The organism is Pseudoduganella sp. jia 9, from assembly GCF_055502615.1.
Map to the genome: position 1 here is coordinate 151,870 of NZ_JBUPWE010000013.1, position 25,594 is coordinate 177,463.

31 protein-coding genes are annotated in these 25,594 nt (G+C 65.0%); 27 read left to right on the forward strand and 4 right to left on the reverse strand.

Annotated elements, in window-relative coordinates:
* Positions 1-36: 36 nt before the first annotated feature.
* Positions 37-414, reverse strand: a complete 378-nt coding sequence (locus tag ACY34H_RS18550) for a FliM/FliN family flagellar motor switch protein (protein ID WP_464979056.1) — start codon at positions 412-414, stop codon at positions 37-39.
* A gap of 5 nt (positions 415-419) precedes the next feature.
* Positions 420-1,277 carry a FliM/FliN family flagellar motor switch protein gene (locus tag ACY34H_RS18555; RefSeq protein WP_464978936.1) on the reverse strand — a complete coding sequence of 286 codons (858 nt, stop codon included), beginning with the start codon at positions 1,275-1,277 and terminating at the stop codon, positions 420-422.
* A gap of 542 nt (positions 1,278-1,819) precedes the next feature.
* Between ACY34H_RS18555 and ACY34H_RS18560 the strand changes: the two genes are divergently transcribed.
* The 17 genes from ACY34H_RS18560 (at position 1,820) to ACY34H_RS18640 (ending at position 15,516) form a co-directional block, all read left to right on the forward strand.
* Positions 1,820-2,179 (forward strand): flagellar hook-basal body complex protein FliE, encoded by a 360-nt coding sequence (locus tag ACY34H_RS18560; RefSeq protein WP_464978937.1) that lies wholly within the window; start codon positions 1,820-1,822, stop codon positions 2,177-2,179.
* Between the two features lie 50 nt (positions 2,180-2,229).
* Entirely contained in the window at positions 2,230-3,996 is a 1,767-nt protein-coding gene (gene fliF / locus ACY34H_RS18565) for a flagellar basal-body MS-ring/collar protein FliF (RefSeq protein WP_464978938.1), read from the forward strand.
* Positions 3,980-5,026 (forward strand): flagellar motor switch protein FliG, encoded by a 1,047-nt coding sequence (locus tag ACY34H_RS18570; protein ID WP_464978939.1) that lies wholly within the window; start codon positions 3,980-3,982, stop codon positions 5,024-5,026. Before fliF ends, ACY34H_RS18570 begins: the two co-directional genes overlap by 17 nt.
* The gene (gene fliH, locus ACY34H_RS18575) at positions 5,023-5,718 is read left to right on the forward strand and encodes a flagellar assembly protein FliH (RefSeq protein WP_464978940.1); all 696 of its coding nucleotides are present in this window, start codon (positions 5,023-5,025) and stop codon (positions 5,716-5,718) included. Before ACY34H_RS18570 ends, fliH begins: the two co-directional genes overlap by 4 nt.
* Complete coding sequence (gene fliI, locus ACY34H_RS18580; RefSeq protein ID WP_464978941.1) at positions 5,715-7,025, forward strand: flagellar protein export ATPase FliI; 1,311 nt, start codon at positions 5,715-5,717, stop codon at positions 7,023-7,025. Before fliH ends, fliI begins: the two co-directional genes overlap by 4 nt.
* Positions 7,022-7,456, forward strand: coding sequence for a flagellar FliJ family protein (locus tag ACY34H_RS18585; protein ID WP_464978942.1), 435 nt, complete (start codon positions 7,022-7,024; stop codon positions 7,454-7,456). Before fliI ends, ACY34H_RS18585 begins: the two co-directional genes overlap by 4 nt.
* 97 nt (positions 7,457-7,553) lie before the next feature.
* Entirely contained in the window at positions 7,554-8,939 is a 1,386-nt protein-coding gene (gene fliD / locus ACY34H_RS18590) for a flagellar filament capping protein FliD (protein ID WP_464978943.1), read from the forward strand.
* A gap of 29 nt (positions 8,940-8,968) precedes the next feature.
* The gene (gene fliS / locus ACY34H_RS18595; RefSeq protein WP_464978944.1) at positions 8,969-9,358 is read left to right on the forward strand and encodes a flagellar export chaperone FliS; all 390 of its coding nucleotides are present in this window, start codon (positions 8,969-8,971) and stop codon (positions 9,356-9,358) included.
* On the forward strand, positions 9,351-9,662 hold the full coding sequence (locus tag ACY34H_RS18600; protein WP_464978945.1) for a hypothetical protein: 312 nt from the start codon (positions 9,351-9,353) through the stop codon (positions 9,660-9,662). The genes fliS and ACY34H_RS18600 overlap by 8 nt, the downstream gene beginning before the upstream one ends.
* Positions 9,659-10,837 carry a flagellar hook-length control protein FliK gene (locus ACY34H_RS18605; RefSeq protein WP_464978946.1) on the forward strand — a complete coding sequence of 393 codons (1,179 nt, stop codon included), beginning with the start codon at positions 9,659-9,661 and terminating at the stop codon, positions 10,835-10,837. Before ACY34H_RS18600 ends, ACY34H_RS18605 begins: the two co-directional genes overlap by 4 nt.
* Positions 10,838-10,844: 7 nt before the next feature.
* The gene (locus tag ACY34H_RS18610) at positions 10,845-11,339 is read left to right on the forward strand and encodes a flagellar basal body-associated FliL family protein (RefSeq protein WP_464978947.1); all 495 of its coding nucleotides are present in this window, start codon (positions 10,845-10,847) and stop codon (positions 11,337-11,339) included.
* 9 nt (positions 11,340-11,348) lie between these two features.
* Positions 11,349-12,131, forward strand: coding sequence for a FliA/WhiG family RNA polymerase sigma factor (locus tag ACY34H_RS18615; protein WP_464978948.1), 783 nt, complete (start codon positions 11,349-11,351; stop codon positions 12,129-12,131).
* 31 nt (positions 12,132-12,162) lie between these two features.
* Positions 12,163-13,056 carry a flagellar motor stator protein MotA gene (motA, locus tag ACY34H_RS18620; protein WP_464978949.1) on the forward strand — a complete coding sequence of 298 codons (894 nt, stop codon included), beginning with the start codon at positions 12,163-12,165 and terminating at the stop codon, positions 13,054-13,056.
* Positions 13,040-14,014, forward strand: a complete 975-nt coding sequence (locus ACY34H_RS18625; protein ID WP_464978950.1) for a flagellar motor protein MotB — start codon at positions 13,040-13,042, stop codon at positions 14,012-14,014. The genes motA and ACY34H_RS18625 overlap by 17 nt, the downstream gene beginning before the upstream one ends.
* A gap of 5 nt (positions 14,015-14,019) precedes the next feature.
* Entirely contained in the window at positions 14,020-14,322 is a 303-nt protein-coding gene (gene flgM / locus ACY34H_RS18630) for a flagellar biosynthesis anti-sigma factor FlgM (protein ID WP_464978951.1), read from the forward strand.
* A gap of 1 nt (position 14,323) precedes the next feature.
* Positions 14,324-14,764 carry a flagellar export chaperone FlgN gene (gene flgN, locus ACY34H_RS18635; protein ID WP_464978952.1) on the forward strand — a complete coding sequence of 147 codons (441 nt, stop codon included), beginning with the start codon at positions 14,324-14,326 and terminating at the stop codon, positions 14,762-14,764.
* On the forward strand, positions 14,764-15,516 hold the full coding sequence (locus ACY34H_RS18640) for a glycoside hydrolase family 73 protein (RefSeq protein WP_464978953.1): 753 nt from the start codon (positions 14,764-14,766) through the stop codon (positions 15,514-15,516). The genes flgN and ACY34H_RS18640 overlap by 1 nt, the downstream gene beginning before the upstream one ends.
* A gap of 125 nt (positions 15,517-15,641) precedes the next feature.
* On the opposite strand, the gene ACY34H_RS18645 is transcribed toward ACY34H_RS18640, so the two are convergent.
* Both ACY34H_RS18645 and flgA read right to left on the reverse strand, forming a co-directional pair.
* On the reverse strand, positions 15,642-16,283 hold the full coding sequence (locus ACY34H_RS18645) for a PEP-CTERM sorting domain-containing protein (protein ID WP_464978954.1): 642 nt from the start codon (positions 16,281-16,283) through the stop codon (positions 15,642-15,644).
* Between the two features lie 208 nt (positions 16,284-16,491).
* Complete coding sequence (gene flgA / locus ACY34H_RS18650) at positions 16,492-17,220, reverse strand: flagellar basal body P-ring formation chaperone FlgA (RefSeq protein WP_464978955.1); 729 nt, start codon at positions 17,218-17,220, stop codon at positions 16,492-16,494.
* A gap of 108 nt (positions 17,221-17,328) precedes the next feature.
* On the opposite strand from flgA, the gene flgB reads away from it, so the two are divergent.
* The 10 genes from flgB (at position 17,329) to flgK (ending at position 25,585) form a co-directional block, all read left to right on the forward strand.
* Complete coding sequence (gene flgB, locus ACY34H_RS18655) at positions 17,329-17,691, forward strand: flagellar basal body rod protein FlgB (protein ID WP_464978956.1); 363 nt, start codon at positions 17,329-17,331, stop codon at positions 17,689-17,691.
* A gap of 114 nt (positions 17,692-17,805) precedes the next feature.
* Positions 17,806-18,222, forward strand: coding sequence for a flagellar basal body rod protein FlgC (gene flgC / locus ACY34H_RS18660; protein ID WP_464978957.1), 417 nt, complete (start codon positions 17,806-17,808; stop codon positions 18,220-18,222).
* 2 nt (positions 18,223-18,224) lie between these two features.
* A complete protein-coding gene (locus tag ACY34H_RS18665; RefSeq protein WP_464978958.1) occupies positions 18,225-18,929 on the forward strand; it encodes a flagellar hook capping FlgD N-terminal domain-containing protein in 705 nt (234 codons plus the stop codon).
* A 12-nt stretch (positions 18,930-18,941) separates the two neighbouring features.
* Positions 18,942-20,144, forward strand: coding sequence for a flagellar hook protein FlgE (locus ACY34H_RS18670; protein WP_464978959.1), 1,203 nt, complete (start codon positions 18,942-18,944; stop codon positions 20,142-20,144).
* 12 nt (positions 20,145-20,156) lie between these two features.
* Entirely contained in the window at positions 20,157-20,888 is a 732-nt protein-coding gene (gene flgF, locus ACY34H_RS18675; RefSeq protein WP_464978960.1) for a flagellar basal-body rod protein FlgF, read from the forward strand.
* 191 nt (positions 20,889-21,079) lie between these two features.
* On the forward strand, positions 21,080-21,871 hold the full coding sequence (flgG, locus tag ACY34H_RS18680) for a flagellar basal-body rod protein FlgG (protein ID WP_464978961.1): 792 nt from the start codon (positions 21,080-21,082) through the stop codon (positions 21,869-21,871).
* A gap of 32 nt (positions 21,872-21,903) precedes the next feature.
* Positions 21,904-22,572 (forward strand): flagellar basal body L-ring protein FlgH, encoded by a 669-nt coding sequence (gene flgH, locus ACY34H_RS18685; RefSeq protein WP_464978962.1) that lies wholly within the window; start codon positions 21,904-21,906, stop codon positions 22,570-22,572.
* 8 nt (positions 22,573-22,580) lie between these two features.
* Positions 22,581-23,687, forward strand: coding sequence for a flagellar basal body P-ring protein FlgI (locus tag ACY34H_RS18690; protein WP_464978963.1), 1,107 nt, complete (start codon positions 22,581-22,583; stop codon positions 23,685-23,687).
* Complete coding sequence (locus tag ACY34H_RS18695; protein ID WP_464978964.1) at positions 23,687-24,109, forward strand: rod-binding protein; 423 nt, start codon at positions 23,687-23,689, stop codon at positions 24,107-24,109. The genes ACY34H_RS18690 and ACY34H_RS18695 overlap by 1 nt, the downstream gene beginning before the upstream one ends.
* Positions 24,110-24,217: 108 nt before the next feature.
* On the forward strand, positions 24,218-25,585 hold the full coding sequence (gene flgK, locus ACY34H_RS18700) for a flagellar hook-associated protein FlgK (RefSeq protein WP_464978965.1): 1,368 nt from the start codon (positions 24,218-24,220) through the stop codon (positions 25,583-25,585).
* Positions 25,586-25,594: the final 9 nt, after the last annotated feature.

Genomic DNA, 25,594 nt, shown 5'->3' on the forward strand with positions numbered 1-25,594 from the left:
TCGAGAAAGCGGCCTCCACCGTCGCGGTCGCCTCGCTCATGAAGTCATCATGTCGAGATTGAGCCCGTCCAGGTCGATCACCTTCAAGCCATAGTTTTCGCCCGCCACCACCACCTCGGCCCGGCCGATCGCGGTACCGTTCACCTTGATGACCAGCGGTTCGCCGGCCAGCGCATCAAGCTCCACGACGCTGTCCGGACCGATATTCATCAGGTCCTGCAAGGAGATGCGCGCCGATCCCACCTCGAGGGTCAGCGTCACCGGAATCTTGCGCATCATCTGCGGCAGGTCGCGGCGCGGCGCGCGCGGCGCGTGGGTGAAGTCAGCGGCCAGGTCGCCGGCCACCGGCTCGATGATCATCTCTTCGGAGTCGTCGAGCAGCGCATCGTTGTCGCCGTTTTCGTTCACATTCATCATAGTCATTCGATGTCTTCAAAAGAGGTCAGGCACAGCTTTCCCTTGTGTTCCGTGACCGCGGCCGTGTACAGCCGCGATTCCTCGAGCATCACATCGGCCCTGTGCAGGCTGATCGGAATCACGTCGCCGATCCTCAGGTCGAACAGCGCGCCGAGCGTGACTTCCTTGCTCACCAGTTGCCCGGCCAGCGTCACCTGCAGCCGCTGCGCCAGCGGGGCAACCGGCTTCGGCTGCCGGCCAGCATTCGTGTCGCGCCCCGGCACCAGGGCACGCAGGACGTCGGATATCAACTGCTTATCCAGTGCAAACCATACCTTGCCCGAGAGATCTCCGGCGCGCACGTTCATCGTCACGACCCACGTGCCCTTGTCCGGCTGGCCACCGACGGCCGGCGGCGCGGGGGGCAGCGGCGCTGCCAGCGGCTGCCCGCCCGGCAGGCTGGCGGCGATTCGTGATGCCACCACATGTGCCAGCTGTTGTCCGATAGCAACACCAAGACGCTCCTCGGTGGCGGTCACGCGCACCTGGCTGGCATCGACAGCCGGAATTCCGGCCTTGCCGGCGCCGTAGCGCTGATCCAGCGCGGCGAGCAGCACCGGGCGATCGATCGCGAAGCCGATGACGCCGGCAGCGGCCGCAAAGTACTGCCAGCGCATGCGCGGCTCGTTGCCGCCAAGCTGCGAGAAACCAACGTGTTCGACCTCGGTCCCGCCCCAGTAACGCCGGCTCGCGGGCTGGCGCAGAGCGGCGGCCAGGTCGTCGCGCAACTGCGCGGCAAACTGCGGCAGCCGGTGAACCGGGCGGCCCAGCAGGCTTGGATCCAGTACCTGATGCGGTGCGGTGGTGGTTAGCGTGGTCATGATCTTGTTTTCCTCTGCACGCTACATCGTAGCGCAAATGCAGGCAAACGCCACGGAGGCTCCGTGCAGACCCGTAGGATACTCGAAGTTGGCGCATATTGCCACGCAACAATACTGCGCACGATTGAAATGGCTCTTTACAGTGTTGTTGCCACGCGGTAAGCTTCTTTCTGTCGGGCGTCAATTAATGCTGCTACACAGCAAATATGCATGAGTTATTTGATTGGCGCTTAGTGCATGATTTTTAACGAGTTTTGCCACGAATTCAAGTTTCTTACATGAGAAACAACGCAGCGCAACTAAACGTTCCTGGCCATTAACGACCGAGTGCCTCATTTAAAACGGCCATGCTTTTTTATCCCCGACGCGGGGGCAGGAAAATCGGAAGTTTTTCTTTGCGAGTATCAAGTTGCAGCGCTGGCGACCGATACTCACAAGCAAACCGGCAGCAAGAATTGATGAATCAAATCAATTTATTGCATGCCAGGCCCGCCGCCAGCGGCAGGACGCAGTTCAACGTTGTATTCAAGTGGAGATAGCACATGGCAAATGATTTCGCCGGCATGATCAAGATGGACCTCGCGGCACTGACGAACGCCGCATCCGACCTCGCCGCACAGGCGGGTTCGATCGCTCCTGCCGCACAGTTCGGCGCACAGGATGCGGCTGCCGGGCAATCCGGCGGCAGCTTCGCGCAAGCGATGATGAGCGCTGTCTCCGGCGTCAACGCGGCCGACCGTGCCGCGGGTGAAAAAGTGGCCGATGTCGAGGCCGGCCGCAGCGACGACCTGGTGGGCGCCATGCTGGCCAGCCAGGAAGCCAGCCTGTCGTTCTCGATGCTGATGCAAGTCCGCAACAAAGTGATGGGCGCTGTTGACGAGCTCATCAAGCTGCCGCTGTAAGCGGCCGCGTTTCCCATCCCGCCTTAAATCTTCACTGCTGAAAGTCCGACGTGATCGACACCCTTAAGTCCGCTTATGGGCGCTGGCGTGGCAATGGCGTACCCGCCATGCCCCCTGCCCTCGTCAAGAACCTGTACCCGATGATGCTGCTGGCCGTTGGCGTCACGGCCATCGTCCTCATGTTCCTCTGGAAAGACCAGTCCGGCTACAAGGCCGTCTTCGGTGCGCGTGAAAAAGTCGCCGCGGCCGACATGATGACCGTGCTCGATGCCGAACAGGTGCCCTACCGCATCCACCCGGACAGCGGCCAGGTGCTGGTGCCCGAATCGATGCTGGGCAAGGTGCGCATGCTGTTGGCCTCGAAAGGCGTGACGGCCCAGCTGCCCGCCGGCCTGGAACTGATGGACAAGAACGATCCGCTGGGTGTGTCGCAGTTCGTGCAGGACGTGCGCTTCCGCCGCGGCCTGGAAGGCGAACTGGCGCAAAGCATCATGACGCTGGACGCGATCGGCTCGGCGCGCGTGCACCTGTCGATCGCCAAGTCGACGTCGTTCGTGTCGTCGGATGGCGAGAAGTCGTCGGCCGCGGTTGTCATCGGCCTGAAGCCGGGCCGCAACCTGTCGCCGGAACACATCGCCGCCGTGGTCAACATGGTGGCCGGCTCGGTGGCCAGCCTGGACCCGACCCGCGTCAGCCTGGTGGACCAGGCCGGTAACCTGCTGAGCTCGCATGTCGACCTGTCCGACGGTTTCGACGCGAATGCCGCCGGCAACGAAGGCCAGAAGCGCATCCAGGACGAGATCAAGAGCAATGTGCGCGGCCTGCTCGGCCCGATCGTCGGCGACGACAATTTCAAGATCAGCGTCACCGCCTCGGTCGACAACGACAAGGTCGAGGAAACGGTCGAGAAGTTCGGCGAAGCGCCGAAGGTCACCAGCGAAGCGATGCGCGAAGAGCAGGACCGCAACCGCATGGTGATGGGCGTGCCGGGCACGCTGTCGAACCGCCCGCCCGCCGAAGCCGCACCGGCCGCGCCGGGTGCCGATGGCGCCGCCGGCGCACCGGCCCAGCAGCCCGATGGCACTGCACGCAAGAATGCAACCACGCGCCAGTACGCCTACGATCGCAGTATCGTGCAAACCAAGCGTGCCCGTGGCCGCCTGGAACGCCAGAACGTGGCGATCGTGCTGGCGCAGGCCGCCGCCGCCGACCCGAAAGCGGGCTGGACCGCTGCCGAACTGGCCAATGTCGACAAGGTGCTGCGCAACGGCCTGGGCATCAATGCCGAACGCGGCGATACGCTGGTGGTCTCCGCCATGCGCTTCCCTGCCAAGGCCGTGCCGGTACAGTGGTGGGAAGAACGTGACAACATCGTCGACATCGGCGGCTGGATCAGCTACGCGCTGGCGGCACTGCTGGGCTACTTCCTGATCCTGCGGCCGCTGCTGAAGCTGCTGACGAACAGCCTGGCCCCGGCCGCCTCGGCACCGCTGGCGCTCGATACCCGCAGCGGCAAGGAACGCCGCGCCGGCGACGCCCTGCCGGGCAGCGTGGAAGCACTGCCGGCCGGCAGCACCGCCCCGGTCGCCCTGGGCACCACCGTCGACGCCAACGGCACTGCAGTGATCCCGGCACAGGCCGAGGCTGGCGCCGCCGGCATCGCCGTCCAGCCGCTGCTGGAAAACTATGATCTGCCGCCCGCCGGTTCGCCGGTCGACGTGATGGTCGATCACCTGAAGGTTCTGGCCGAGAAAGAGCCGGAGCGTGTTGCGGAAGTCGTCAAACAGTGGATGCAGAAAAATGGCCGAGCTCAATAACATGAACGCGAACCTGAACGAACTGGCTCCGATGGAAGGCGCCACCCTTTCCCCCGTCGAGCAGGCCGCCATCGTGCTGCTGTCGATCGGCGAGGAACAGGCCGCCGCCGTGCTGCGCTGCCTGTCGCGCGAGGAATTGCTGGAAGTGACGCAGGTCATGTCGCGGATGAGCGGCATCAAGGTCGAGGCTGTCAAAAGCGCGATCCAGACCTTCTTCGACGATTACCGCCAGCAGTCCGGCGTGCATGGCGCCTCGCGGCAATACCTGAAGCGCTCGCTTGACCTGGCGCTGGGCGGCGACATCGCCAACACGGTGCTCAACAACATCTACGGCGACGAACTGCGCCCGAAGATGGCACGCCTGCAGTGGGCTTCGCCGAAATGGCTGGCCGACTACATCGCCAACGAGCACGTGCGCATCCAGGCGGTCTTCCTGGCCTTCCTGCCGCCCGCGCTGGCCGGCCAGATCATCGACGGCCTGCCGGTCGAAGGCCGCGACCTGGTCCTGCTCTCGCTGGCGCGCCTGGACGAGATCGACCGCGACCTGCTGGCCGAGCTGGACGAGCTGGTGGACCGCTGCCTGGCCTCGTTCGACATGCAGAGCACCAGCATCGAAGGCGTCAAGCAGGTTGCCGAGATCCTCAACCGCCTGCCGGGCAACCGCGCGCAGGTCGTGGAACTGCTGCGTGCGCATGACCCGTCGATCGTCGAACAGATCGAACTGTCGATGTACGACTTCCTGATCCTGGCGACACAGACCGAGGCCGTGCTGACCCGCATCATCGAGGAAGTGCCGCTGGAACAGTGGGCCATCGCGCTGAAGGGTGCCGAACCGTCGATCCGCAACGCGGTGCTGAAGACGATGCCGAAGCGCCAGGCGCAGGCATTCGAGGACATGATGCGCCGCGCCGGCCCGGTGCCGTCGTCACGTATCGAGGCGGCCCGCTCGGAAATCATGGCCACCGTCAAGGCGCTGGCCGATTCCGGCGAGGTCGAGGTACAGCTGTTCGCCGAGACGGTGGTCGAATGAAGCAGTTCCGCCCCTATCGGTTCCCGCCCCTGTCGCACCATACGCCGCCCGCGGCGCGCGGTGACGGTACCGGCACGCCCGATCCGGCCGCATGGCAGGCATCGATCAGCGAGGGATTCGAACAGGGCCAGCGCGACGGCTACGAAACCGGGCTGCAGCGCGGCCAGGAAGAAGGCTTCGAAGCCGGCCGCGTGCAGGGTATCGCCCAGGGCCGCGACGAAGGCCGCGCCGAGACCACGGTCGCGCTGGACGAACTCGCCCGCCCCATCGATGCGATGCTGAAAAGCCTGAAGAAGCTGCGCAGCGACTACCGTGCCGCGCAGCGCAAGGAAGTGGTGGACCTGGTGGCCAAGGTGGCACGTTCGGTGATCCGCGCCGAGCTGGCGCTGCAGCCGGTGCAGATCATGGCGCTGGTCGACGAGACGCTGGCGTCGATGCCGCCGACGCGCGAGGATATCGACGTCTACCTGAATCCGGAAGAATTGAAGCGGGTGTCGGAACTGGACCCGAAGCGTGCCAAGAAGTGGAACCTGATCGCCGATGCGCGCCTGGATGCGGGCGAGTGCCGCATCCGTGCCGGCGACAACGAAGTGGACGCCGGATGCACCCAGCGCCTGGCCGCCGTGATGGACCAGGTGGACAAGCAATTGCAGGCCGCCGACGGCGGCGATGAAGACGAGACCGAAGAATGATTGCAGACGCGCTGCGCAAGCTGGAACTGGATGCCGTGCCGATGGCCACGCCCACCGGCCGGCTGGTCGGCGCCTCCGGCCTGCTGCTGGAGGCGGTCGGCTGCCCGCTGCACACGGGCCAGCGTGCCCAGATCGAAACGGTGGACGGCCAGTGGCTCGATGCCCAGGTGGTGGGTTTCCGCGACAAGGTGTCGTACCTGATGCCGTTCAAGAAGGCCATCGGCCTGCAGACGGGCGCCCGCGTGCTGCCCCAGCAGGACAAGGCCACGCTGAAGATCGGCCAGGGCTGGCTGGGCCGCATGGTCAATGGCCTGGGCGAACCGATCGACGGCATGGGCAGGCTGACGGGCGAGCATGAGCTGGACATGCAGCCGCCGCGCGTCAACCCGCTGAAAAAGAAGCCCGTGCATGAACCGCTGGACGTGGGCGTGCGCGCCATCAATTCGATGCTCACCCTGGGCAAGGGCCAGCGCGTCGGCCTGATGGCCGGCTCCGGCGTCGGCAAATCGGTGCTGCTCGGCATCATGACGCGGCAAACCGTGGCCGATGTCGTCGTGGTCGGCCTGATCGGCGAACGCTCGCGCGAGGTGCGCGAATTCATCGATCTGTCGCTCGGCCCCGAAGGCTTGAAGAAAGCCGTGCTGGTGATCGCCCCGGCCGACGAATCGCCGATGATGCGCGTGATGGCGACCGAGCTGTGCCATACGATCGCCGCGCATTACCGCGACCAGGGCAAGAACGTGCTGCTGCTGGTCGATTCGCTGACCCGCTACGCGATGGCGCTGCGCGAAGTCGCGCTGGCGCTGGGCGAACCGCCGGCCACCAAGGGCTATCCGCCGTCGGTGTTCTCGAACCTGCCGCAGCTGGTGGAGTCGGCCGGCAATGGCGAACACGAGAACGGCTCGATGAGCGCCATCTACACGGTGCTGGCCGAAGGCGACGACCAGCAGGACCCGATCGTCGACACGGCGCGCGCGATCCTGGATGGCCACATCGTGCTGACGCGCTCGCTGGCCGAGCGCGGCCACTACCCGGCGATCGACGTGGGCCAGTCGATCAGCCGCTGCATGAACAGCATCATCAGCCAGGAACACATGCTGGCCGCCCGCGCGCTGAAGGCGGCCATGGCCAAGCACGACCGCGTGCGCGACCTGATCCCGCTGGGCGCCTACGTGCCGGGCGCCGACCCGGTCACCGATCGCGCCGTGCAACTGAACCCGCATATCGAACACTTCCTGTGCCAGGGCACCAAGGAAGACGCGCCGTACACCGGCTGCGTGGAAGGACTTGAAAGGCTGATGAAATGAGCGACCGCCTGCTGATCCAGAACCTGACCTCGCTGGTCGCGCTGCGCAACACCGAGCTGGAAAAGCTGCAGGCCGCGCAGGCCGCCAAGGTGGCGACCGCCGAGCGCTACAAGAAGAACCTGGAGCGGCTGCACAGCCTGGCTGTGAACAGCGGCCCGTCCGGCAACCTGCCGATCGCGCTGGCGGCCAATTGCGGCGACTACAAGCAGGCCGTGCTGGCGATGGCCGACAGCCACCGGCTCGACCTCAGCATGCACGAGGCCGACATGGCCGTCTCGCAGCGCGCGCTGAACAATGCGTACGTCAAGTGCGAGGTGCTGGGCCAGGTACTGGAGAAGAACGAAAAGGCGCTGGCTGGAAAGCAGGCCGTGCAAGAACGCAAAGTGCATGACGACCTGGCAACGCAAGTGTGGCTTCGGTCCCAAAACTGAGCACAAAATAGATCCATTAGGAAATAAATTTCATCGCAAGCGTACTTCGGTCGCTTTGACCAAAGTACACTGTCAATAATTTCCTTGGAGCACTAACATGGCCATCACCTCTCCTGTCTACGACCCGAAAAGCACGGCAACCCAGCTGGCGACGATCTCCATCCAGGATCGGCAGTCCCAGCTGACGCTGCAGAACAGCATTGCCGGCGAGACCGACAAGGCCCTGACGTCGCTGAAATCGGCCATGTCGGCGTTCGAGAATGCCATGTCGGCCATCTCGGCGAAAAAAACCGTGCTGGCCACGACGGCCACCTTCAACTCGACCGTGGGCACGGCGACCGCCAGTGCCACCGCGACGGCGGGCAGCTATTCGTTCTTCGTCGAGAAGCTGGCCACGGCCAACCAGGCACAATACAGCGGTATTTCCGATGTCACGCCGATGAGTGAAGCCGGCACGATCAAGATCACCGTGGGCAGTACCACGTTCGATGTCGACCTGACCCAGGCGGACAAGAGCGTCGACGGCAAACTGTCCGTGAACGAACTGGCAAGCGCGATCAATGCTGCCAGCGGCAACACCTCGAAGGTCACCGCGTCGACCATGACGATCGGCGGCGTGCCGACGCTGGTGATGTCGTCCAGCGAAACGGGCGCCGCCAACACGGTATCGATCAATGCCAGCGGCCTGCCGGCGGGTGCGTTGCGCACCGCGCTGTCCGACCCGACCAAGCGCAAGGACCTGGTGGCCGCGCAGGATGCGGTGATCTACCTCGGCGACAAGGCCAGCGGCATCAAGATGCAGCAGGCGTCGAATACGTACACCGCGATCAACGGGGTGTCGATGACGTTCACCAAGGCGCAGGCGCCCGGTGAAAGCCCGGTGACCCTGACGGTGGCGGCCGACAACGGCGGCACCGCCGCCAACCTGCAGAGCTTTGTCGACGGCTGGAACAAGCTGATCAACACGATGAAGACGCTGACCGCTGCTGGCGATGCCGCGAGCGGAACGTCAGCTGGCGTGTTCCATGCCGACTCCGGGCTCCAGGCGCTGCGCACGCGCATGCAGGCCATGCTGCGCCAGGAAGTCGACGGGGTATCGCTGGTGCACTTCGGCATCACCGGCAACCGCGACGGCACGCTGACGCTGGACACGACGCGCCTGAACAAGACGCTAGCCACCAAGCCCGACGCGCTGGACAAGATCATGGGCAACAACAGCCTCAGCGCGCCGAGCGGCGTGCTGGGCGACCTGGACAAGCTGCTCGATGTCTGGACCGACAGCACCGATGGCCAGATCACGAAGCGCCGCGACGTCGTTTCGCAGCTGCAGAGCTCCCTGCTCGAGCGCCAGGCGCGGCTCGACCAGCAATATGAATCCGCCTATCTGCGTTACCTGAATCAATTCTCGCAGCTGCAGACGCTGCAGGCGCAGATGGAAGGCAACTCCTCAATTTTCGATGCCATGTTGTCGAAGGACGACTGACGGGGCATCACAGTCTCAATGGTGACCACATGATGAATCTCGATGCGTATGGCGAATACCACGCGGCCAACCTGGACGCGCAGACCGCGCGTGCCTCGCCGGTCGAGCTGGTGCTCGTGCTGACCGATGGCCTGCTGGAAGAGCTGGCACGTGCACGCGGCCATATCGAAGGCCGGCGCTATGAGCAGAAGGCAATCAGCCTGGACAAGTGCACGCAGATCCTGAACGGCTTGTCCAGCGCACTGGACTTCGACAATGGCGGCGAAGTGGTCGTCAATCTGGGTCGCCTGTACGACTATTGCGTGGCGCGCCTGTACCGTGCCGGGTTCGACCTCGACCCGACCATCATCGACGAAGTGGTCGGCCTGCTGACGACGATCAAGCGCGGCTGGCTTGGCGTACAGGCCAAGCATGGCTAGGCAACAGCAACTGCTGCGCCTGGCGCAGCAGCTCGCTGCGGCCACCACCGCGGCTGACTGGACAGCGCTCGCGGCACTCGACATGCTGATCGCTTCCACCCTGCCCGTCATGGCCGCCAGCGGCGCCTGGACGGCGGCGGAGCGCTCAGCCCTGGTCCTGCTGCGCGAGCAGCACAAGAGCGCCGCGCAGCAGGTCCGCGCGGCCAGCAGCGAGCTGGGCAAACAATTGCAGCAGATGAACACCCAAAAAGAGGGCTGGCTGGCCTATGCCCTCGATAACGACTTTGCCGGAACTTCCTCATGATGATCACGACCCCTTCCGCGCCGGGTGGCGCGGCCGCGGCGCCGAGCGCGCTGCCTGGCGGCGCAATGGATGCCGCCCTTCCCGCGTCCTCTTCCGCGATGGAAGGCGTGGAGGGCACGGGCATCCCCGTTCCGTTCGCCGAACTCCTGCATCTTTCCGGCCTGGCGCTGCCTGCCGATCCCGCCGCCGCGCAGGCGGCACCCCAGCCTGCGAGCGCCGAAACCGACAGCGATACGCCGGCCGTTGAGGCCCGGGTCGAGCCGGCGCTTGCGGCAATGATGCCGGTCCTGCATTTCGCCATGCAGCCCGCCGTGCAGGCCCCGGCGGCTGCGGGCGACCAGCCACGGGCCGCCACGTCCGCCATGGCAACGGCTGCCGCTTCGGCCAGTGCGCGCCAGGCGGCCGCCGACGCGATCACCGCCGCCAGCAGCGCAGCCGCGATGCCGCTTGCGGCACGCCTGCTGCAGGGAGTGCCTCCAGTGCCGGGCGAAGCCGCCGCGCCGAAGGCTCCGGCCGACACACGTCAGGCGGCCGCCACCGTATCCCTGCACGCCGGCAATGGTACTGCTGCGCAGCCAGCGGCCGCCGCCGTGACGATGCCGGCCACGCAGGACGGCAGCAAGCAATCGGGCCAGGATGGCCAGCCGCAAGGTGACAATGGCGCAAGCTTCCGCGGCGTGCTCGCCGCCGCGGTGCCGGCGGCGAACGCCAATGCGCCCGCCGATACCGTCAAGCTCGTTGGCAATCCCGAGCAATGGCAGCAGCCGCTGCGCGCCGCGCTCGGCGATCGTTTGCAACTTACCCTTCAGAAAGGGAACGATCAAGCCGTTAATCAGGCTGTTATTCGCCTGGAACCGCCCAACCTCGGCAGCATCGAGATCTCGATCCGCCAGAGCGCCGGTGCGCTGCACGTCAGCATGTCGGCCACCAACAGCGAAGTCGTACGCCAGCTGAACGCGGTGGGCGATTCGATGCGCCAGGATCTGTCGCAACGCCAGCAAGGCGATGTGGCCGTGACGGTTTCGCAAGCTTCATCGCGCTCGCTGGCGGACAGCGAAGGCCGCGGCCGCCAGCCCGAGCGGGAAGCAGAGCAACAACGTGAACAGCGCGGCCCCGGCCGTGCGCTGAACGAGGGCGACGATACCAACACCACCTTCGCGATGCTGCGGGAGTAAGCGTTAAATGAACAAGAAACTAATTCTCATCATCCTTGCCGTGGCCCTGGTCTGCGGTGGCGGTGCTGGCGCGGCCGTGTGGTTCCTGGCGCCGCCGAAAGCCGATGCCGCCGAGTCGGAAGGCCACGACGAAGAAAAGAAACCCAAGAAAAAGAAAAAGAAGCACGACGAGGAAGAAGCCGGCCCGGTCAAGTACCTGACGGTCGACAAGGTCATCGTGATGATGCGCCGCTCGCCGAACGAAGCCGTGCCGCACTATCTGTCGGCCGACCTCGTGGTGGCCACGCCGGTCAAGCTGGAGAAGGAAGCCAAGGAACACCTGCCGCTGCTGCGCAGCGTGGCGGTGCGCACGCTGTCGGCGCTGCCGATGGACAAGGCGCAGGCGATGACGATCGACGAGTTCGCCGAGATGCTGAACAAGGCGTTCGAGGAAGAGTATGAAAAGGACGAGCGCGAGCAGCCGTTCAGGGAAGTCATGATCGGCAAGCTGATCCTGGAATAAGGAGCCGAGATGGTCTATGCAGCAACCGACTCCTCCGCCGGGAATTACGGCGGCGGCTATGCCGACACCCATGGTGAAACCTACGGCGAAAGCTACGACGTGCGGGCAGCCGCGCAACCGCTGTCGCCGGCGGCCGAGCAGAAGCACCTGATGTCGTATGCGCCGCTGGTGAAGAAGATCGTGCGCCAGCTGAACTCGCAGGTAGGCGGCGCGATCGACCGCGAGGACATGGAGCAGATTGGCCTGATGGGCCTGCTCGAAGCGCTGCGCCGCTATGGCGAACCGGATGCGGCTTTCGGCAGTTTCGCGAGCCTGCGCATCCGCGGCGCAATCCTTGACGAGCTGCGCCGCCAGGACTGGCGCCCGCGCTCGGTGCGCCAGCAAAGCCACAAGCTGCGCGACGGGCTGCGCGCGCTGACGCGCAAGCTGGGCCGCGAGCCCAGCGAGCAGGAAGCGGTCGCCGGCCTGGGCATCTCGGCCGACGAATACATGGCTTACCAGCTCGATGAAGGCGCCGAGGTGATGGCCAGCTTCGACGAGCTGCTGCAGGATGGCGCCGCCGATGGCAGTGCCGGCAGCGCGCCGGGCCCGGAAGAGCAGTTCATGGTACGGCGCAGCCTGGAACAGGCCCTGGGTGGCCTGAACGAACGCGAGCAGCGCGTGGTGCAGATGTACTACGAGTTCGAGCTCAGCTACAAGGAAATCGCCGCCGTGCTGGACTTGACGGATGCGCGCGTGTGCCAGCTGAACAAGGCGGCGCTGAACAAGATGAAAGCCGTGCTGCAGGGTTGACCCGCCGGCACTTCACGTAAAGGAATTCACCATGCAGCAAATTGTCGGCTTACTCATCATTTTCGGCAGCGTCTTCGGCGGTTACATGCTGATGGGCGGCACGTTCGCCGCCATCTGGCACCCTATCGAGATCCTGGTGATCGCCGGGGCGGGCGCCGGCGCGCTCGTGCTGGGCAACCCCGGCCACGTGCTGCATGAACTGGCGCACCAGCTGAAAAAGATCATCGTGCGCAAGAAATACGATTCCGAATTCCAGCGCCAGCTGCTGCTGCTGATGTACGAGCTGCTGCAACTGGCCGCCGGCGGCCTGAAAGCGCTGGACGCGCACGTCGAGGCACCGAAGGACAGCGCGATCTTCCAGCGCTACCCTTCCGTGCTGGAAGAGCCGAAACTGCTGGCCTTCATCGTCGATAACTTCCGCTTGATGGCGATGGGCAAGATCAATGCGCACGAGCTGGAAGGCGTGCTCGAACAGGAGCTGGAACTGATCCACGAGGAACTGACGCAGCCGGCCAAGTCGCTGGGCAAGATCGGCGAGGCGATGCCGGGCTTCGGCATTCTCGCGGCCGTGCTGGGCATCGTGATCACGATGGGCACCGTGGGCGGTGGCGCCTCGTCCGGCGAGATCGCCGAGAAGGTCGGCGCCGCGATGGTCGGTACCTTCATCGGTATTTTCCTGTGCTACGGCCTGATCGACCCGATCTGCAACATGCTCAAGCAGCTGGTGGGCGAGGAAGCAGGCGCGCTGGAGTCCGTGAAGGTGGTGCTGGTGACCCACGTGGCCGGCAAACCGCCGCTGCTGGCGATCGACTCTGGCCGCCGCCTGGTGCAGCTGAACACGAAGCCGAGCTTTGCCCAGCTGGAAAGCTGGATCAATGCGATGGAAAGCGGCGAGAGCGGAGGCGGCCGTGCAAAAGCCGCATGAGAAACACCATGAAACCACGATCGTCAAGCGCAGCGGCGGCAAGCATGCGCACGACGATCACGGCGGAGCATGGAAAGTCGCGTTCGCGGACTTCTGCCTGGCGCTGATGTGCCTGTTCCTGGTGCTGTGGCTGATGGCGGCGCGCAATACCGAAAGCCTGGAGCAGATCCTGACGGAATCGGACGGCAACCGCGCCGACCAGGGCAAAGGCGTGATGCCCGAAGCGGTGGGCGGCCCGCGTGGCAGCCTGATCGAACGTTTCCCGATGCCGCGTACCGGCAATTCGGACGTGCAGGGCAAGGAAGAGCAGAGCACCCAGCAAAATGCCCAGCAGGCGCCGTCGAAAGTAGCCTATGAAACACGTGAAGACCTGGCAACGCTGGCCAAGGCGCTGCAGCAGATGAGCCACGACGCCGGCCTGAAGAGCAACCTGGAATCCGTGATTACGCCCTATGGTCTGCGTGTCATGTTGCACGATACCGACAAGCAAGGCATGTTTGTACGCGGTAGCGCGGTTCCCACGGGCAAGTTCCAGTCACTCCTGCGTAAAATGGGACCCTTGTTTGCACGCATGAAAAACCAGATGCTGATCGTCGGCCACACGGATTCGTTACAATACGAAGATACCAGCCACGCCGCGTTCTCCAACTGGAACCTGTCGTCGAACCGCGCCATGTCCGCGCGGGCTCAACTGCTTGCCGGCAGCATGCCGGCCGACAGCGTGCTGCAGGTGGTCGGCATGGCCGACCGTGCTCCCCTCGACACGAAACATGCCAGGGCCGGCATCAACCGCCGCATCGAATTGCTGATCCTGACGAGCAGCCAGGCCGGCGCGATTGCCGGCATGTTCGGAATGCCGGGCAATACCGAAGCCATTGCTCCGGGTGTCGACACGGAACTGCCGGATGCAGGCGAACTGAGGCAGTTGCGCGACAAGCTGCTGCCGGCTGGAGGGTAACGGACATGGCGATTGAAACCAAGGCAAGAGGCCAACGTATGCGAATTTCCAGTGGAACCCAGGGCGTGGTGACGGTACAGACCGTTACCGGGACCGCCCCGGCAGAGGCACCGAAGGCGGCGACCCAGGCCGCAAGCTCGCCCCTGCAGTCTTCCGTACTCCAGCCTGCCGTGCAGGCGCTGAAGGAGATGCCCGACTTCGACCACGCCAAGGTGGCGATGTTGCGCGATGCGCTCGCCAAGGGCGAACTGCCGTTCGATGCCGGCAAGCTGGCCGGCATGATCCAGCGCTTCCATGGAGGCCAGTGAAGTGAGCGCGGCGGTACGTAACGCGACCCGCCAGGCGGCGATGACGCAGTTGCTGCAGGGCGTGGCCGACGACATGGCGGCTTACCGCACCCTGCTCGACCTGCTGGAACAGCAGTTCGAGGCGGCAATCCGGCACCGGCAGGAGCGGCTGGGCCAGCTCGCCGCCGAGATCGGCACGCTGGTCGACACGCTGGAAAACCGGCGCGCGGCCCGCGTCGAACTGGCCACGCGGCTGACGGGGGCGACACCATCGATGGCGCAAGTGTTCACGCTGCTGCGTCCGGAACCGCGCGCCCGGCTGGAAGCAGACTGGCATGCACTGGAACAGATGGTGCTCGCCGCCAAGGCGGCCGGCAAGCGCAATGGCGACCTGCTCGCCGAACAGTTCACGATCATGCAGCGCGTGCTGCACGGCGACAACCAGACTTACGAACCCGCCTGATGACGTTCCCGACGATGCCCACCCAGGCCACCGTGGCCACCCTGTCGAACATGACCTCGGCACGCCCTGCCCTGCCGGCCGCCTTCGCCGGCGGCGGCGGTGCCGGCTTCTCCACGGCCTTCCAGGCCGTGCAGGCCGACGTAGCGACGTTCATCGCCGAAGGCGGTGGCCCGTCTCTCGGCGGTCCGGATACGCCGTTGACCGCCGACGGCGCCGCGCTGCGTGCCCGGCTGGCCAGCCAGGCGATCGGCGGCACCGAGACGCCCGACGGCGCCGCCGGTATCGATGGCGATGCCCGGCAGCAATTCCTGTCGTCGATCCGGCCGCATGCCGAAGTTGCCGCGGCAAAGCTCGGCGTTTCGCCGGACATCGTGGCGGCCCATGCCGCCCTCGAGTCGGGTTGGGGCCAGCGCCCGCTGCGCAACGGCACGGTGGACACCAACAACCTGTTCGGCATCAAGGCCGGCAGCCAATGGCAGGGCGACGTCGCCGCCAATGTCACCACCGAATACGAACATGGCGCGGCGGTCAGGAAAGTCGAGAAGTTCCGCAGCTATCCGGACCAGGCCAGCGCCTTCCGCGACTACGCCGACCTGCTGGCCTCGAACCCGCGCTATCAGAACGCCCTGAATGCCGGCAGCGACGCGCACGCGTTCGCCAGCGGGCTGGCGCGCGGCGGCTATGCCACCGACCCGGCCTATGCGCAGAAGCTGTCGAAGCTGGCGGCGAAGATCGCGCGAACGGACTATTGAGATTGCAACTTCGTTGCAACTTCGTTGCAACTCCGGCCGGTTCGCGCCAGAGCAGTTGCACTAGAACGGCGGACTCGTGGTCTGCCGTTTTTCATTCCTCCCGCCCGCTGGCCGGCCGTGCAGGGTCAGCGGTTCCGGCGCATGCGCCGCGCAGCCATGCCCGTCACCATCAGGCCCGCCAGCAGCATCGCGTACGTGCCCGGTTCCGGAATCGGCATCGTCATCCGGTCCCGCTCGAACAGGGTCAGGTTCGAGAACCCGGGGTTCGAGCCATTATTGCCCACGGTCCACAGAATCTGCCAGGTGCCGGGCAGCGTTTCGGTTGCGCCCGGATTGATGGTCTGATCGTCGAACAGCCAGGCGCCCCCCTGGTTGCCGGCATGGATCGCGAACACGAGATCGAGCGTGATGATGTCGGCCCCGGTGTTGGTGACGGACCAGGTGCCGCTCGTACCGCCGGGATTTTGCGCGAACGTGAACGCCAGCGGGCTGGTATCGGGGAAACCGGAGCTCTCGTGCTTGGCGAGCAGCGTGAAGTCACCCGTGCCGAAGCCGTCGAATGCGCTACCGAAACCGCTGGTATCGCCCATCGGCCCGGCATGGGGATTCCAGCCTTCCTGGTAAGCGAACGCGTCGGCGGGACTGCCGTCGAGCGTCACGTCGGCGGCGCTGGCGCTGCCGATGTCGGCGTAGGCGTTCAGTGCAAAGGCAAGCATGGCTGCGGCGGCAAGGCATCGCTGTCGCAGCGTTTTCGTCAGAACGTTCATGGATGTGCTCCCCGTAAGTTTGAATACCGGAATCGCGGCTGCGATTGCCACGGCATACGCATTCAAACTAGCAGGCAAGCCGCCCGGGTCGACCGCAACCGGACCATTGCTTGACGCCGCTCCAAGCGATTGTTTTTGCTAGGAAATGATCGCTGCACCATGAATGGACTGCGCAATCAATCGACCGTGCAATCCAGGGACTGTGCGCTCAATCGGCGGGCTCGACCTGCCCCATGTCGGTGACCCGGGCCCGGATCGTGACGCCACTGGCGTTCTTCACACGGACGGTCGCGCCACGGCCGCCGCCGTCCAGTGCTTCGCCAGCCATGCTGACTTCGATTCCTTCGCTTTTCGCCACGATGCGTACCGCATCGCCACGCTTGACCAGCGTGGGGGCGACCAGCATGTTCTGTCGCAATACGTCGCCCGCGCGGATGGTCCGGCGCGTGGCCATGTCCTGGATCAATGTCAGATCCGAAAAACTGTCCGGCATGCCACTGATGTCGTGGCGCTCGAGCAACACATCCTCCGCCGACAGTATTTTCCCGGTCGACAAGTCAGTTGACGCAACGGCCACCTTCGCCGAAATCTTCGCGCGCGTGACGAATTCGTAACGCCAGCCCCCCTGGTCTGGACAGATCGCTACGAAACGCATGCGCGCCGGCGTGCGCACATCGGCCGGCTCCACTCTGGGCGGCTGGGCGCAGGCGCCGATCGGCCTGTTGTTGCGAACCACCTCGACACTGAACTGCGGTTCGCTCCAGTTTGCCAGTCCGGCATGCCTTTCCAGCTGCTCGCGCGCCGCCTGTTGCACTTGGGCGACAAGCTGCTCCCTGGTGACCGGCGCTGCCACTGAAAACTTGATGGTGCCGATGAGCAACAGAGAGAAAAACCGGGTTACAATGCGTTTGTTGAACATGGGCAACACCTTCTTCATGGCTATTTCGAATGACTGAACGGCCTGCAATGTCCCATGCCGGCCGGCGGCCATTTTACATGGGCTGCCATGCCACGCAGGGCGGCTCGTCTCACGGGAGGAAAATCAATGGGAATCAATTTCAAGGAAGCACTGGGCGTTCACGCCGATGCGCTTCACCTGCGGGCGGAACGTACCCGCGTTCTGGCGTCGAACATCGCCAACGAGAACACGCCGGGCTTCCAGGCCCAGGACATCGACTTCGCAGCGTCGATGGCGCAACGGCGTTCGGAGGACGCAGGCGGCCTCTCGCTGATGAGCGACAGCGATCCGCTGTATCGCGTGCCGTTCCACCCGAGTGCCGACGGCAATACCGTCGAGATCGGCGTTGAGCAGGCGGCGTTTTCACAGAACGCCACCGATTTCCAGACCAGCCTCACGTTCGTCAACATGAAGCTGCGCGGCCTGGCCAAGGCGATCAGCGGACAGTAAGGCCAGCAGGCAATTGCAGGCCAAGGAAAATATTTCCACCAGTCATGGTGAGTTTGCCATTCAGAAGGCAGGCAATACGCCGATAACCGCCCAGTCAGCCAAGCAGGAGAAGTAATGAGTTTCAACGATATTTCCAAGATCGCAGGTTCCGCCATGGCGGCGCAGACCGTGCGCCTGAATACCGTGGCATCGAACCTGGCCAACGCCGATTCGGTTTCCGGCAACGAAAACGACACATACCGCGCGCGCAAGCCGGTATTCGCCGCCGTCATGACGGATAGCGCGGATGGCGCCGGCGGCAGCCGCGTGCAGGTGCTCGACGTTGTCGAGAGCGCCGAGCCGCTGCGCAAGGTGTACGAGCCGGACAACCCGATGGCCAATGCCGACGGCATCGTGTTCTACCCCAACGTCAACCAGGTGGCCGAGATGACGGACATGATGTCCGCCTCGCGCGCCTTTGAAACCAATGTCGAAGTGCTGGGCCGCATCCGCGGCATGCAGCAGTCCCTGCTGAAACTGGGCGAAAGCTGATCATGGAAACCAATTTCTTCACCAACCCGGCAAGCACCGGCGCAGCCACCACGGGCGGCAGCACGCCACTGGCCAACGGCACCAGCGAAACGCAGGAAATGTTCACCAAACTGCTGGTGGCGCAGATCCAGAACCAGGACCCGCTGTCGCCATCGGATCCGTCGCAGTTCGTGCAGCAGCTGACGCAGCTGTCGCAGACCGAAGCCATGCAAAGCCTTGCCGCCCTGACCAGCAACAATGCCAGCGTGCTGCAAAGCATGCAGGTGCTGGGCCTGGGCGCCCAGGTGGGTTCGGACGTGATGGCCAGCGCCACCGCCGTGCAGCTGGACGGCGCCAAGGTCGGCGGCGCGGTCACGCTGGGTTCGAACAGCAGCAAGACGACCCTGGTGCTGACCGGGGCCGATGGCGTCGCCCATGAACTGGCGCTGGGGCCGCTGTCCGCGGGCAGCACGCCATTCTCGATCGATCCGACGGCGATGGGCTTGCCGGCGGGTAGCTACAAGATGCAGGTCGTTACTTCTTCGGGCGAAAACCCGCCGGTGGACATCGCCGGCCGCCTGAACAGTGTGCGCCTGGGCTCGAACGGCAGCATTGTGCTGAACATCGCCAACGTGGGCGAAGTCGCACCGAGCGCAATTACCGCATTCAACGGTAAATCCACCTCCACCGCTGTCGCCGCTGCCGGCGCCGCCACCACCTCTCTGTAACAAGGACCCGCCATGAGCTTCAATATCGCACTGTCCGGCATCCAGGCCGTCAACGAGCAGCTGAACAGCATTTCCAACAACATCGCCAACGCCAGCACCTACGGCTACAAGGCGCAGCGTGCCAACTTCGCGTCGATGTACGCCGGCAGCCAGCCTACCGGCGTGCAGGTCGGCTCGACCACGCAGAACATCGGCCTGACCGGCGGCGTGCTGTCCACCGGCCGTTCGCTGGACGCCTCGATCAATGGCCGCGGCTTCTTCGTCAGCAAGACCGGCTCCGGCGAAACGGTGTACAGCCGCGTCGGCATCTTCACGAAGGACGGCTCCGACTTCCTGGTCGACAGTGCCGGCCGCCGCGTGCAGGGCAACCAGCTGACCCCGGGCGTGGAATCGGATGGCGTACCGGGCGATATCAAGGTGCCGACGCAGACGCTGCAGGCCAAGGCCACGACGGCGATCGATTTCGCCGCCAACCTGTCGGCCGACTGGAAGAAGCCGACAGTTGCCTTCAATGCCGCGGCACCCGATCCCGCCAGCTACAACATGACCAAGGTGACGCTGGCCTTCGACAGCCAGGGCAAGAGCCACACCGTCAGCCAGTATTTCGCCCGCACCGCCGATGACGCGAATTCCGTCAAGGTCTACACGCTGATCGACGGCAAGGCGCCGACGGCAGGCACCGACATCGAGCTGAAATTCGATGCCAACGGCAAGCTGACCAATTCGCCGACGACGCTGGACATGAAATTCACCCCGGCTCCCGCCGCGGAGGTGGCAATCAAACTGGACTACCTGGGCACCACGTTCCAGGCCGGCGAAGCCACCACCTCGGTCAATATCGCCGACGGCTACACCACCGGCCAGTATGTCGGCGTGGAACTGGCAGCGGACGGCAAGGTGATCGCCAAGTATTCGAACGGCGAACAGCAGGCTGTCGGCCAGATCAAGCTGGCCACGTTCTCGAACGAAGACGCGCTGATCCCCGTCAACGATACCAGCTGGACCGCTGACGGCGCCGACGTCGGCACCGTCAGCCTGGATAACCCGGGCAAGAGCGTGGCCGGCGCCCTGTCGACCGCGACGCTGGAAGGGTCGAACGTGGACATCACGTCGGAACTGGTGGGCCTGATGGGTTCGCAGCGCAATTACCAGGCCAATTCGAAGGTGATCACCACCGAGAACCAGATGCTGCAGTCGCTGATGCAGGCAATGTAAGGCTGAACTGACATGGATGCGCTGATCTATACCGCGATGAGCGGTGCCGAACGGGCCCTGCGGGGCCAGCAGGTACACGCCAACAACCTCGCGAACATGGACACGGGTGGCTTCCGCGCCAACCTGGAACTGGCCACGGCGCAGGCGGCGCCCGGCTACGGCTACGACGACCGCCACATGGCCACCCTGCAGGCCAACGCGATCTCGACCAAGCAGGGCACCCTGCGCCCGACCGGCCGCGAAATGGACGTGGCCATTTCCGGCACCGGCTACTTCGCCGTCGAAGGTCCGACCGGCGAGGCGTACACGCGCGCCGGCGCGATCACGCTGGACCAGGATGGCATGATGACCGTCAACGGCATGCCGATCCTCGGTGAAGGCGGGCCGATCACGCTGCCGATCCACAGCAAGGTGGAAATCGGCCAGGACGGCACCGTGTCGATCCAGAGCCCCGGCGGGCGCGGCGAAATGCAGGTGATCGACAAGCTCAAGCTGGTACGCGCCGAAGGCAGCGAACTGACCAAGAACGAAGCGGGCCTGATCGTCGCGCGCAATGGCGAGCCTTTGATGACCGACAACACGGTCACCGTGCGCTCCGGCCACCTGGAAGGCTCGAACGTGTCCGCCGTGGAAGAGATGGTCGCCACGATGAGCCTGAACCGTACCTTTGAAGTGCAGATGAAACTGTTCAAGGCCGCCGACGACATGACCCAGGCCGGCAACCGCCTGGTCAGCGGCAACTAGATCCAGCCACGCGGCATCCCGGCACCGGCCCGGTGCCGCTGCGCGCGGCCGTGCCGGCCGCGGCGTCTCGTTCGCACAACAACGTCGCCTGCCGGGCGACACAATTTTCCGCACGGCACTAAAGTTGCCGTACGGATTGTCGTAACCGGGTAAAGTTATCCCGGCACACAGAACACACCCAGGAGTATCGAATGAACCCAGCAATGTGGATCAGCAAGACCGGCGTGCAGGCACAGGATGCCAAGCTGCAAGCCATCGCCAACAACCTGGCCAACGCCAACACGGTCGGCTTCAAGAAAGACCGCGTGGTCTTCGAAGACCTGTTCTATTCGGTCGAAGGCCAGCCGGGCGCACAGCGTGCCGACAACAACACGCTGGCCCCGACCGGCGTCCAGCTGGGTAACGGTACCCATATGGTCGGTACCCAGAAGGTATTCACGACGGGCAGCACCCAGATCACCAGCAACCAGTACGACGTGGCCGTGCTCGGCAACGGCTTCCTGCAGGTGCGCCGGCCGAACGGCGAGGCAGGGTTCACCCGTGCCGGCCAGCTGGGCCTCGATGCGAACGGCGTGCTGATCAACGCCCAGGGCCTGCCGCTGGTTCCGCAGATCACCGTGCCGCCCAACGCCACGGGGATCACGATCGGCGAGAACGGTACCGTGACGGCGACCATTCCCGGCAATACCCAGCCGACCGAACTGGGCCAGCTGACCCTGACGAGTTTCATCAACCCGGCCGGCCTGCAGGCCCTGGGCGAGAACCTGTTCGCCGAAACCGCCTCCTCCGGCGCGGCAACCGAAGGCCGCCCGGGCGATGCCCAGTTCGGCAAGATCAAGCAGGGCGCGCTGGAAGCCTCGAACGTGCAGGTGGTCGAAGAGATGGTCGACATGATCGCGGCCCAGCGCACCTATGAAATGAACACGAAGGTGCTGTCGGCGGCCGACAACATGCTGCAGTACCTGGCCCAGGCCGCACGCTGATTATTTCCACCACCACCGAGGTTTCGAGTCTGATGATCAAAGCGCAACTGTGCGCACTGGCCGCGATGCTGCTGACCGGTTGCGCCTCCACCCTCGCCCCGCCCGCCGTGCGTCCCGGCCCGTTCGACGAACCGCCCCAGGTAACGCGCTCCAGCGCGCCGCGCGGCACCTCCGGCGGCGTGTTTGCCGCCGATGCCGGCCTGTCGCTGACCTCGGACAGCCGCGCCTTCCGCGTCGGCGACGTGGTCACCGTGATCCTGCAGGAAACCACGCAGGCATCGAAGAGCGCCGGCACCAAGCTGGGCAAGGATTCGGGCATCTCCGTGACGCCTCCTTCCCTGCTCGGCAAGACCTTCCCGAAGGCCGGCATCGACCTGTCGGCGGGCCACTCGTTCCAGGGCGACGCCACCGCCACCCAGCAGAACGCGCTGACCGGCGCGATCACCGTGATCGTGCAGGAAGTGATGCCGAACGGCTTGCTGAAAGTCGCCGGCGAAAAAGGCGTGACGCTGAACCAGGGCGAGGAATTCCTGCGCCTGCGCGGCTACCTGCGCGCCGCCGACATCGATGCCAACAACCAGGTGTCGTCGCAGCGCATCGCCAACGCGCGCATCGCCTACTCGGCGCAGGGCACGCTGGCCGATACCAACCAGCCAGGCTGGCTGCAGCGTTTCTTCCTCGGCCCCCTGATGCCGTTCTGAGGTCTTCCATGAAAAAACTGATTGCTACCCTGCTGGCGATGGGCGCGCTGGCGCTGGCCGCGCTGCCCGTGCAGGCCGCCCAGCCGCTGCGCAACCTCGTCTCGATCGAAGGCGTGCGCGAGAACCCGCTGGTCGGCTACGGCCTCGTGGTGGGCCTGAACGGCAGCGGCGATTCCACCCAGGTGAAGTTCGCCAGCCAGTCGGTGGTCAACATGCTCAAGCAGTTCGGCGTGAAGATGCCGGACGGCGCGGATGCTAAAAGCAAGAACGTGGCCGCCGTGATGGTGTCCGCCGTGTTCCCGCCCGGCTATCGCCGCGGCCAGCCGATCGACGTCACCGTCTCGTCGCTGGGCGACGCGAAATCGCTGCGCGGCGGTTCGCTGCTGCTGACCCCTCTGCGCGCGGCCGACAATGAAACGTATGCGCTGGCCCAGGGCAACGTGGTGGTCGGCGGCCTGTCCGCCGCCGGCAAGAGCGGCTCCTCGGTGACCGTCAACACGCCGACCGCCGGCCGTATCCCGAACGGTGCGATGATCGAGCGCGAGATTCCCACCGACTTTTCCACCAACGGAACCGTGCGCCTGTCGCTGAAGCGCCCCAGCTTCGAGACCGCCACCAATATCGTCGAGTCGATCAACAAGAGATTCGGCGGCATCGCCAGTACCGAGGATGCCACCAGCGTCGCCGTGGTGGCGCCGGAAAATCCGACCCAGCGCGTCGCCTTCATGGCCAAGCTGGAAGCGCTGGCCATCGAGGCCGGCCAGCAGAATCCGAAGGTGGTGTTCAATTCGCGCACCGGTACCGTGGTCATCGCCGACGGTTTGCGCGTGAAGGCGGCCGCCGTCACGCACGGCTCGCTGAAGGTGGTGATCTCGGAAAGCTCGAAAGTGAGCCAGCCGAACGCCTTCGCCGGCGGCCAGACCGCCGTCACGCCGGAGTCGAACGTGTCGGTGGACCAGGGCGGACGCCCGATGTTCAACTGGCCGGCGGGCGCCAAGCTGCAGTCGATCATCGACACCGTCAACAGCCTGGGCGCGACGCCGGACGACATCATGGCGATCCTGCAGGCGCTGGACCAGGCCGGCGCGATCGAAGGCGAACTGGTGGTGATCTGATGGACCCGCGCCTGACGTCCACCGCGCCGGCCGGCGGCGCGCTCGGCCTGAACGAGGCCAGTACGACGCTGCCGGCAACGGTGGCGCCGAACGACGCCGACCCTGCTGCCGCCGCCTACAAGAAAAAGGCCAGCGAAGCGGCCGTGAAGTTCGAGAGCTTCTTCATCGGCCACATGCTCAAGCAGATGCGCAGCTCGACGAAGGAACTGGCTGGCGACGACAGCATCTACAAGGATTCGATCAACAGCGACATGCTGGACATGGCCGACAACCTGGTGGCCGACCAGATGGCGAACCAGCGCGCGTTCGGGATTGCCGATGCGATCCTGCGCCAGCTGCTGCCCGCGGCACCGGTACCGGCAGCAACCACGCCGGCCGCCGCGGCAACCGCTCCCACGCAGAAAATTTCAACAAAGTCTTAATGCAGGGCAAGCTTTTGTCGCCTTGTTCAATTAAGAGAATGTCATAGCTTCGCCGGGCCCGGGTATCTTGCCCTTGTTCCGGCGGAGGCACTTCAACCGGATCAGTCCATGACCATCATCAATAACGCATTGTCCGGCGCCGTGGCTGCGCAGGCCGCCCTGAACGCTGCCAGCCAGAACGTGGCCAACCTGCAGACCAAGGGCTATACGCGACAGGGCGTGCTGCTGGCCGCCATCGCGCCCGGAGCAGGCTCGAAGCAGGCCGGCAATGGCGTGGAAGTCAGCGCCCTGCTGCGCATCTCGGACTCCTACAAGACCCAGCAGCTGTGGCGCGCCAATGCCGAACTGGGCCGCTACTCGACGCAACAGCCTTACCTGACCCAGCTGGAACAGGTGATGGGCGACGACAAATCGGGCCTGTCGTACGGCGTCGACAACTTCTTCAAGGCGCTGAACGCGGTTGGCGAGGAACCCACGTCGACGCCGCTGCGCGGCCAGGTGGTGGCGCAGGCCGGCGCACTGGCGGAGAGCTTCAACAGCATCTACCAGGTGACGCGCAACCAGCAGCTGTCGGTACAGCAGCAGCGCGATGCGATCCTGCCCAGGTTCAACACGCTGACGCAGAACATCGCCGCGCTGAACACGCGCATCGTGGCCGCCGGCGCGACCGGCACCAATGTTTCCGCGCTGATCGACGAGCGCGACATGGCGATCGACAGCCTGTCGCAGCTGGCCGCGGTGGAAGTGCTGGAACAGCCGGACGGCAGCCGCTCGGTATCGCTGCGATCCGGCCAGCCGCTGGTGGTCGGCAACCAGTCGGCCACGCTGGGCATCGACACCACCGGCGGCACGCCGCAGATGCAGGTCACGTTCGCCCGCTCCGTGTATGCGGTGAACGACACCGCCGTGGGCGGCCAGCTGGGCGGCCTCGGCGCATTCGAGAAGGACGTGCTGGCGCCGCTGCAGCAATCGATCGTGTCGATGGCCACGCAGCTGGCCACGAAGATCAACGACCAGCTCGCGCAGGGCAAGGACAGCGCCGGCAATCCGGGCAAACCGATGTTCGAGGTCGGCGCCGGAGGCGCCGGCATCCTGTCCGTCACGCCGGGCTACAGCGCGAGCGACCTGGCGCTGTCCTCCGACGGAACGCCGGGCGATTCCGGCAACCTGCAAAAGCTGGTCGCCATCAAGAACGCGACGATCGCCCTGCCCTCCGTCGGCAGCGTGATCATCGGCGACGCCGACACGCAGCTGGTGGGCAAGCTGGCCATCGACAGTCAGCAGAACAAGTCGCTGCTCAATACCGCGACAACGATCCGCCGGCAGGCGGAAGACGACTGGGCGTCGACGTCCGGCGTCAACCGCGACGAGGAAGCCATGAACCTCGTCGAATTCCAGAACATGTACCAGGCCAATATGAAAGTCATCGCGGTAGCGAACTCGCTGTTCGACGCCACGCTGTCGATGTTCGGCTGAAGGAGTCAT